The organism is Thalassotalea litorea (assembly GCF_005843925.1).
In the GTDB taxonomy this organism is placed as follows: Bacteria; Pseudomonadota; Gammaproteobacteria; order Enterobacterales; family Alteromonadaceae; genus Thalassotalea_A; species Thalassotalea_A litorea_A.
This window is the reverse complement of the sequence record NZ_VCBC01000015.1, coordinates 120659-127991: the sequence shown is the minus strand read 5'-3', so window position 1 is coordinate 127991 and position 7333 is coordinate 120659. Positions and strand designations below refer to the sequence as shown.

8 protein-coding genes are annotated in these 7333 nt (G+C 44.5%); 5 read left to right on the top strand and 3 right to left on the bottom strand.

Translation table 11 applies throughout. The features are described 5' to 3' along the window. Window positions 1-293: 293 nt before the first annotated feature. The 3 genes from FE810_RS14430 to FE810_RS14420 are packed head-to-tail and all read right to left on the bottom strand — an operon-like array spanning window position 294 to window position 2719. The gene (locus FE810_RS14430; RefSeq protein ID WP_138320891.1) at window positions 294-923 is read right to left on the bottom strand and encodes a peptidylprolyl isomerase; all 630 of its coding nucleotides are present in this window, start codon (window positions 921-923) and stop codon (window positions 294-296) included. A gap of 3 nt (window positions 924-926) precedes the next feature. Continuing rightward, complete coding sequence (locus tag FE810_RS14425) at window positions 927-1493, bottom strand: YajG family lipoprotein (protein WP_138320890.1); 567 nt, start codon at window positions 1491-1493, stop codon at window positions 927-929. Then, the gene (locus FE810_RS14420) at window positions 1490-2719 is read right to left on the bottom strand and encodes a methyltransferase (protein ID WP_138320888.1); all 1230 of its coding nucleotides are present in this window, start codon (window positions 2717-2719) and stop codon (window positions 1490-1492) included. Before FE810_RS14420 ends, FE810_RS14425 begins: the two co-directional genes overlap by 4 nt. A gap of 230 nt (window positions 2720-2949) precedes the next feature. Here FE810_RS14420 and FE810_RS14415 point away from each other — a divergent pair, with 230 nt between their 5' ends. The 5 genes from FE810_RS14415 to FE810_RS14395 all read left to right on the top strand — a co-directional run bounded on the left by FE810_RS14415 (window position 2950) and on the right by FE810_RS14395 (window position 7248). Next, window positions 2950-3609, top strand: a complete 660-nt coding sequence (locus FE810_RS14415) for an alpha-ketoglutarate-dependent dioxygenase AlkB family protein (protein WP_138320886.1) — start codon at window positions 2950-2952, stop codon at window positions 3607-3609. Between the two features lie 6 nt (window positions 3610-3615). Next, the gene (locus FE810_RS14410) at window positions 3616-3927 is read left to right on the top strand and encodes a BolA family protein (protein ID WP_138320884.1); all 312 of its coding nucleotides are present in this window, start codon (window positions 3616-3618) and stop codon (window positions 3925-3927) included. Window positions 3928-4152: 225 nt separating this feature from the next. After that, complete coding sequence (locus tag FE810_RS14405) at window positions 4153-4698, top strand: TRAP transporter small permease subunit (protein WP_138320882.1); 546 nt, start codon at window positions 4153-4155, stop codon at window positions 4696-4698. Then, window positions 4698-6065, top strand: a complete 1368-nt coding sequence (locus tag FE810_RS14400; protein WP_138320880.1) for a TRAP transporter large permease — start codon at window positions 4698-4700, stop codon at window positions 6063-6065. The genes FE810_RS14405 and FE810_RS14400 overlap by 1 nt, the downstream gene beginning before the upstream one ends. An 88-nt stretch (window positions 6066-6153) precedes the next feature. Beyond that, window positions 6154-7248 (top strand): TRAP transporter substrate-binding protein, encoded by a 1095-nt coding sequence (locus FE810_RS14395; protein WP_138320878.1) that lies wholly within the window; start codon window positions 6154-6156, stop codon window positions 7246-7248. Window positions 7249-7333: the final 85 nt, after the last annotated feature.

Genomic DNA, 7333 nt, shown 5'->3' with positions numbered 1-7333 from the left:
GCGGAAGCAGTTTTACAATTTATTTTGATAGTATCCTTGAAATGAAACGGGAGTCCATATAGGGAATGACGCGAGGTTAGGCTGCTTTTCGCTCGAAACAGCGTGTACTCGGAGCTGATGACATCAGCGTACTCGAAGCGACGTTTTTCGTCGCGTGCTCGGAACAATCTTTGATTGCGTACTCGAAGCGACGTTTTTCGTCGCGTGCTCGGAACAATCTTGATTGTGTACTCGAAGTGACGTTTTCTGTCACGTACCCGGAGTATCGTTTGCGATACGTGCTCACGAAGGCTCTAGCCTTCGTGAATATAATCTTCCGGCATCAACGTAGCCTTGATAAGAATAAGAGGTTCAACCGGGACATCATCGAGGTTTAAATCTTCGTTGAAATCGGTTTCAACCGCGGACATCTGCAATAATATCTCTTCGCCAAAGGTCACTGAGCCAAATACGGTATAACCCCAGTTGCGACCGGGATCTAAACTGTCATTGTCGCTAACGTTAAAATAAAACTGGCGGATAGCCGAATGGGGATCATGCTGGCGAGCCATGGCAATCGTGCCGACTTCATTTTTCAGGCCATTACCGGATTCATTATAAATTTCATCGCCATTTTTACGGGGAATATGGTCCGTATCATAGCCGCCGCCCTGAACCACGAAATCTTCAATCACACGATGGAATATGGTGTTGTTATATTCACCTCGGATCACGTAATTAATAAAGTTATTGACCGCAATTGGCGCTTTGACCCGGTTCAACTCAACAATGATGACACCTTTGTTGGTTTCCATTTTGATTTGCGGGTAGAGGTTATTGGCGGCAATCACCTTGCCTTGAGGTTGCGGATGCGCCAACGCTTGACCTGATAACAGGGCAAGCGCTGCAAAACCGAGTAATAAAAACTTCCGTATTTTTATCATCAATTAGCCTTTGATAAATTGCTGGAGCTGCTCATCTTCCAGTACCTGGTCGATTAATTTGGACAATTGGGTATTAAAGTCACGTTGCAACGTTTCGAGGTTTGCACTTAATGGACCACGGCTTGTGGCACGCAAAGTAAATGTCTTTGACATGGTTTGCGCCGAGTTTTCCATCTTAACCTGTAACTTAATAATGGTGTTGGCACGATAATCAAGAACATCCTGATTGACGTAGGTTCTAGCGCGTTCAACATCAAAAATAACTTTTAGGTCGCTTTCATCTGCCAGATCCAGGCCTTGGTTCGCCAATTGATTTTTAAACTGCCTGTTCAGAACCTGTGACAGAGCCGCAGATGAATCGATGGTCGTTGAAGGACGGTCGATGTTTAACACTTCGACGATATGGCCTTTGTCGCGACTATCCGTCACCGAGATCTTTGCTGTTTTTTGCAAATAGATCCTTGCCGGAGTATTAATCAACTCAGGTTGTAGTTCAATCATTCCGGTCTTTTCAGCACACGCCGAAGTGATGAAGATGGTACCAATAATAAAGAGATTTTTTAATTTCATAATTTTACCGCAGATAACACAACAAATTTCTTATTACTCGAGACAATACGGGCATTACCAAACAGCCTTTTCAGCTTAATGTGGTATCCCAGTTGTCTGTTGCCTATTATCCTGACTTCACCACCGGTATCCAAGACTTGATAACAATCTTGAAACATTTGCCAGGCGATATGGTCGGTGACCGCCTGTTGCTGGTGAAATGGGGGATTACATAGAATTAAATCAAGGCTAGCGGCCTCGACATCGTTTAAACAATCATTCCAATGGAATTGGCATTGGGACGATTGTTCGGGAAAGTTTTTCTCTACATTCATTTTTGCCGACTGCACCGCCATAAACGATTCATCAAAAAAATGTAGTGTTAAATCAGACTGTTTTTGCAATAACGCCATACCCAAAACACCATTGCCACAACCTAGATCACCCACTCGGGTTCCGGCTTTTACCTTAGGCAAATGATCAAGCATAAAGCGTGCGCCGATATCTAAGCTGTCTCTTGAGAACACATTGGCGTGATTACCGACGGCAACGTTGTTTAAATTCTCTACGTCAAGTTGCCATTCTTTATGGGCAGGGAGCTCGGTTTGTTTTTTTGCATTTCTGTTAACAAAAATAAGTCGTGATTTTTTCCAGGCAATAGAGGTTTTGCACTCGCCAAGTTGTTGTTCAACCAAAGTCAGAGTTGAGGTATGAATGTCTTTTGCCTTGCCGGCGATGATAATCTTGGTATTGTCACCGCATAACCTGTGTATTTGTTGCAATTGATAGTGAAAATACGCTTTGATTTTAGGCAGCTTGACGAGGATCAGATCCGCTTTTTCTTCGTCCAACTCGATGCTATTACAAAATTCTATATTTTCGTCAGATAACAGGTTATTCGCCAGGTTTGCTTTGCAGCCTTTGGTTGCGACATATGAGTCGCTGATAAAGGTAATTTTTTGGTGACTTAAACTGCAGCTAAGGGCGCCAAAATTATCATTGAATATGGCTATCTTGATTGGCGTTGCTGAGGAGCTTAGTAAAGACTGTTCCGCAATCGTTTTTAATAGATACTCATCACCACTATCCCAGGCTTGCAGGCTACGATTGACTTGCGCGGGTGGATAACGCTCAAGCACAAGTAAATCCGCCTGGCGAGCACTGTCCGTGCTATCCAGCGCTTCAACTGGCGCTTGTTCCAACAACAAACCATCCGCTTTTTGCGGGTTTAGGCAGGGGCTGAGCATTTATTTTTATTTTCTCGTTATCGTGATGCTAAGAAGACTGACTTAGCGAAATATTATGTTTTAGGTATTCTTGTTAACCGGTTTTGATATCCTTTAATCAGATTCGGCGAGTATCGAAAAAGTGTTCGCCAGCGGTGTTCTGAAAGTTAAATACTGATTAAATTTTCTTTAAATATGTAACCGATGGCGCTATTGTCGCATTAATCAAAGCTATATGCCACAGGCAATCCATGGCGATTTTAAAAAAACTGCAACGATTTGTGACTGACAACCCACAAGGTCAAGGGGGGCAATTTTATTGCGACGATAACTTGCTGTATTTACCCCAATGTTTTTCTGAAAAACAGGCTCGAGAACTCTATAGCAAGCTTGCTATGGAATTACGCTGGCGTCAGGAGAAAATCGCCATGTTTGGCAAGCAAGTTTTGATCCCGCGCATGCAAGCCTGGCACGGAAACCCTGAGAGTTTCTATCGATATTCGGGGCTGGATTTAATTCCACAGGCCTGGACCCCAGCATTGCTGCAAGTTCGCCAGCAGCTAGATACTATCGCCGGTACGGATTTTAATGCCGTATTGGGTAATTGGTATCGGGACGGGCAAGACTCGATGGGATGGCATAGTGATGATGAAAAAGCGCTAGGTCGGTACCCCGTTATCGCGAGTGCCTCGTTTGGTCAGGAAAGACGTTTTTGTTTACGGCATAAAAGCAGTGGCGAAAAGCAGACAATCTTATTAAGATCGGGAAGCCTGATATTGATGTTTGGTTCGTTGCAGGAAAACTGGCAACATAGTTTACCGAAATCTGCTAAACCCATGCAGGGCAGAATTAACCTGACGTATCGAACTATCGTGCATCCGGTAAAACCCAAAGCTTCTAATTACGAGTGAATAAATATGAGCATCAAAGCGCAGATCGAACAAAAGCTTGCCACCCAATTGTCACCAGTACACCTCGATGTGATTAATGAAAGTTATATGCATAACGTGCCAAGCGGTAGTGAATCTCACTTTAAAGTCATTGTGGTCAGCGAGCAATTTAGCGGTCAACGCCTGCTACAACGCCATCGTGCGATTAACGCCGTTCTCGCGGATGAGCTGGCCAATCATATTCATGCACTTGCGATCCACGCCTACGATCCGCAGCAGTGGCAGTCAATGACAGAAGCGCAAATACCAAGTTCACCAGATTGTGCCAGCAAAAAATAATATGCATTGATAAAGACGGCAGCGATGTTGAATTTGCTGCCAGAATCGTTTTATCGGGCTCTATTTTTCGTTCAACTTTTAGCCTTTTACTTTTTGTTTTACTGTTTTTCACCTCCCGGCATAGATCGTCGTCTTTTCAAACACCGCCATATCTGCTATCAATAGCTAAAAAATAATAATCAAATGACAGCAAGGACTTAAGATTGTCATTGTTTGGGAGATTGAATGTTCAGTTTGTGGCTTGCCAAAGTCGTTTCATTCATTGATAAGCTCAATGAAACCCTGGGAAAGCTTATTGCCTGGCTAACCCTGTTAATTGTCGTGCTTACTTTTTTTGTCGTGGTATTACGCTACGGTTTTAATATCGGCTCGATTGCCCTGCAAGAATCCGTTCTTTATGCCCACGCAACGATATTTATGCTTGGCGCTGCCTATACCTTAAAACATAACGGCCATGTCCGAGTTGATGTGTTTTATCATCGCGGCTCTGAGAAAGCGCAAGCCTGGATCAATCTGTTTGGCACCGTGTTTTTACTGTTTCCGGTAATGATTTTTATGGCTTGGATTAGCAGTGACTTTATCGCTGCCTCCTGGAGCATACTGGAAAAATCCCGCGAGCCTGGTGGATTACCGCTGGTATATCTCAATAAAACCCTAATCTATGCACTGGCGTTTACTTTAGGGTTACAGGGGATTAGTGAAGTTGGTCGCAATATCCTGATATTGCAGGGTAAACTAAAAATCAAAAATGAATCTATGGAGCAGGTGTAATGGAGTACTTGGCATTATTGATGTTTGCCTGCATCTGTTTGATGTTATTGATTGGCTATCCAGTGGCACTGACACTGGCGGGAACATCCTTATTGTTTGCTGGCGTGGCGGCGTTATTTGGCGCATTTGATACATCTTATTTGTCTGCTTTTCCAAGCCGTATTTACGGAATATTAAATAATCAGACGTTACTCGCTGTACCCTTGTTTGTGTTTATGGGAGCGGTTTTAGAAAAAGCCCAGATTGCTGAAAAACTGTTAACCTCAATGGCGCAGTTGTTTTCCCGGTTTCCTGGGGGACTGGCAATATCTGTAACCATCGTTGGTATGTTGCTGGCGGCAAGCACCGGCATTGTTGGTGCGACTGTGGTTACCATGGGATTATTGTCTTTGCCAACCATGTTAAAGCGGGGATACGACACCTCACTTTCCACCGGTGTTATCTGTGCCACAGGTACGTTAGGGCAGATTATTCCTCCTTCGATTGCTCTGGTTTTGCTGGGCGATGTATTGAGTAATGCTTATCAGCGGGCGCAACTGGATATGGGGAATTTCAATCCAGATACGGTCAGTGTTGGTGATTTATTTGCCGGTGCGGTGCTGCCGGGTTTATTACTGGTGGTGTTATATATTGCCTACATTGTTATTGTTACCTGGGTTAAGCCAGAAATGGCACCAGCGTCACAACAAGACAGTGAAAAGGTCAGCTGGCGCGTGCTTGTAAGCGCGCTGTTACCGCCTTTAATGCTGATGAGCATCGTACTCGGTTCGATTCTCACCGGTTATGCGACGCCAACGGAGGCTGCGGGTGTTGGTGCGTTTGGTGCTTTAGTACTGGCGATCCTACAAAAACAACTAACCTTGGTGGCCTTACAGGCGGTAATGCAGTCAACCTTAAAAATCTCTTCCATGGTGTTTATGATTTTAATCGGCGCCAGTTTGTTCTCACTGGTGTTTCGAGGTTTGGGCGGCGAAACCTTGATTCATGGCATTTTTAACGATCTTCCCGGAGGGGTGATTACCGCGACGATTATAGTCATGGTGGTGATTTTCCTATTAGGTTTTATTCTCGATTTCATCGAAATTACGTTTGTGGTGATCCCAATTGTCGCGCCGATCTTGCTGATGATGGGACTGGATCCGGTTTGGCTTGGGATCATGATAGCGGTTAACTTACAAACGTCTTTTCTGACGCCACCTTTTGGATTCGCATTATTTTATTTGCGTGGTGTAGCAGATAAGAGTATAAAAACCCTACAAATTTACAAAGGGGTGCTGCCTTTTATTCTGATCCAGTTGATTGTTTTGCTGGCGTTGGCATTGTTCCCGCAGCTCGCGACATGGTTACCGGATAACTTATATCCCTGATACCCCTGATTCACTTTGATGGTTGGATTATTCTATTTGAGTAGTTGCTTACATAGCGATCAAAGTCGTGAAAATAATAAGGATAAAAATGAAAAAACAAACATTAACGGCGCTATTCATTGCGAGCCTGACTCTGGCCCTTGGCGCCTGTGGTGAAAAAGATGTGGCAGCAACTAATGACGTTGCACCACAAAAAACGTACAAGTGGAAACTGGTTACCTCCTGGCCCAAAAATTTTCCCGGACTGGGAAAGGGACCGGAAAAATTTGCGAAATATGTCAATGACATGAGCAATGGCCGTTTAACTATTGAGGTGTTCGGTGCCGGGCAATTAGTACCAGGATTTCAGGTGTTTGATGAAGTGTCTACCGGTGGTGCGCAAATGGGGCACAGTGGGGCATATTATTGGAAAGGTAAAGCTCCGGCTGCGTCGTTTTTTGCCGCGGTTCCATTCGGTATGAACGCTCAGGAAACCAATGCCTGGTTGCACTATGGTGGTGGTATTGAATTGTGGCGTGAGCTATACAAGCCGTTTGGCATTATTCCTATGGCGGGTGGCAATACAGGTGTTCAGTTTGCTGGCTGGTTTAATAAAGAAATCAAGACCATTGAAGATATCGACGGGCTAAAAATGCGCATCGGTGGTATTGGCGGCGAAGTGTTTAAGCGCGCTGGTGGGGTACCGGTGAACATGCCGGGCGGCGAAATATTTTCGTCATTGCAAAGTGGCGCACTGGATGCCTCGGAGTGGGTAGGCCCTTATAATGACAACGCGTTTGGCTTTTATAAAGCGGCGAAATATTACTACTCTTCAGGTTGGCAAGAACCCCAGGCAACATTGGAATTTTTAATCAATGAGCAAGCGTTCAACGCATTGCCAGCCGATTTACAGGAAATTGTTACAGTAGCAGCTCGTGCCGTGAATCAGGATATGTTGGACGAATATACTGCCAGAAACGCCAATGCGTTAAAAACTTTGGTAAACCAACACAATGTTCAGGTGCGCACATTTCCGGAGCCTGTCATGGCTGAATTGAAGAAACTTAGTAGTGCGGTCATTGCGGATATGGCGAAGCAGGATCCCATGGTGGCAAAAGTCTGGGAGTCATACCAAAGCTTTTATCAGGATATTCGTCAATACCACAAAATCTCCGAACAGGCGTATTACGAAAACCGCCAGTAATCACCAAGATTCATGCTCAGGCAGACAAATTTTTGTCTGCTCTGACCTCATTACCTCGCAAGCTTAGGTATCATAAGAGCAATTT

Excerpts from the sequence above, each read along its gene's own strand:
- FE810_RS14410 (WP_138320884.1), top strand. The coding sequence starts at position 3,616 with ATGAGCATCAAAGCGCAGATCGAACAAAAGCTTGCCACCCAATTGTCA.
- FE810_RS14425 (WP_138320890.1), bottom strand. The coding sequence starts at position 1,493 with ATGAAATTAAAAAATCTCTTTATTATTGGTACCATCTTCATCACTTCG.
- FE810_RS14420 (WP_138320888.1), bottom strand. The coding sequence starts at position 2,719 with ATGCTCAGCCCCTGCCTAAACCCGCAAAAAGCGGATGGTTTGTTGTTG.
- FE810_RS14430 (WP_138320891.1), bottom strand. The coding sequence starts at position 923 with ATGATAAAAATACGGAAGTTTTTATTACTCGGTTTTGCAGCGCTTGCC.
- FE810_RS14405 (WP_138320882.1), top strand. The coding sequence starts at position 4,153 with ATGTTCAGTTTGTGGCTTGCCAAAGTCGTTTCATTCATTGATAAGCTC.
- FE810_RS14415 (WP_138320886.1), top strand. The coding sequence starts at position 2,950 with ATGGCGATTTTAAAAAAACTGCAACGATTTGTGACTGACAACCCACAA.
- FE810_RS14400 (WP_138320880.1), top strand. The coding sequence starts at position 4,698 with ATGGAGTACTTGGCATTATTGATGTTTGCCTGCATCTGTTTGATGTTA.
- FE810_RS14395 (WP_138320878.1), top strand. The coding sequence starts at position 6,154 with ATGAAAAAACAAACATTAACGGCGCTATTCATTGCGAGCCTGACTCTG.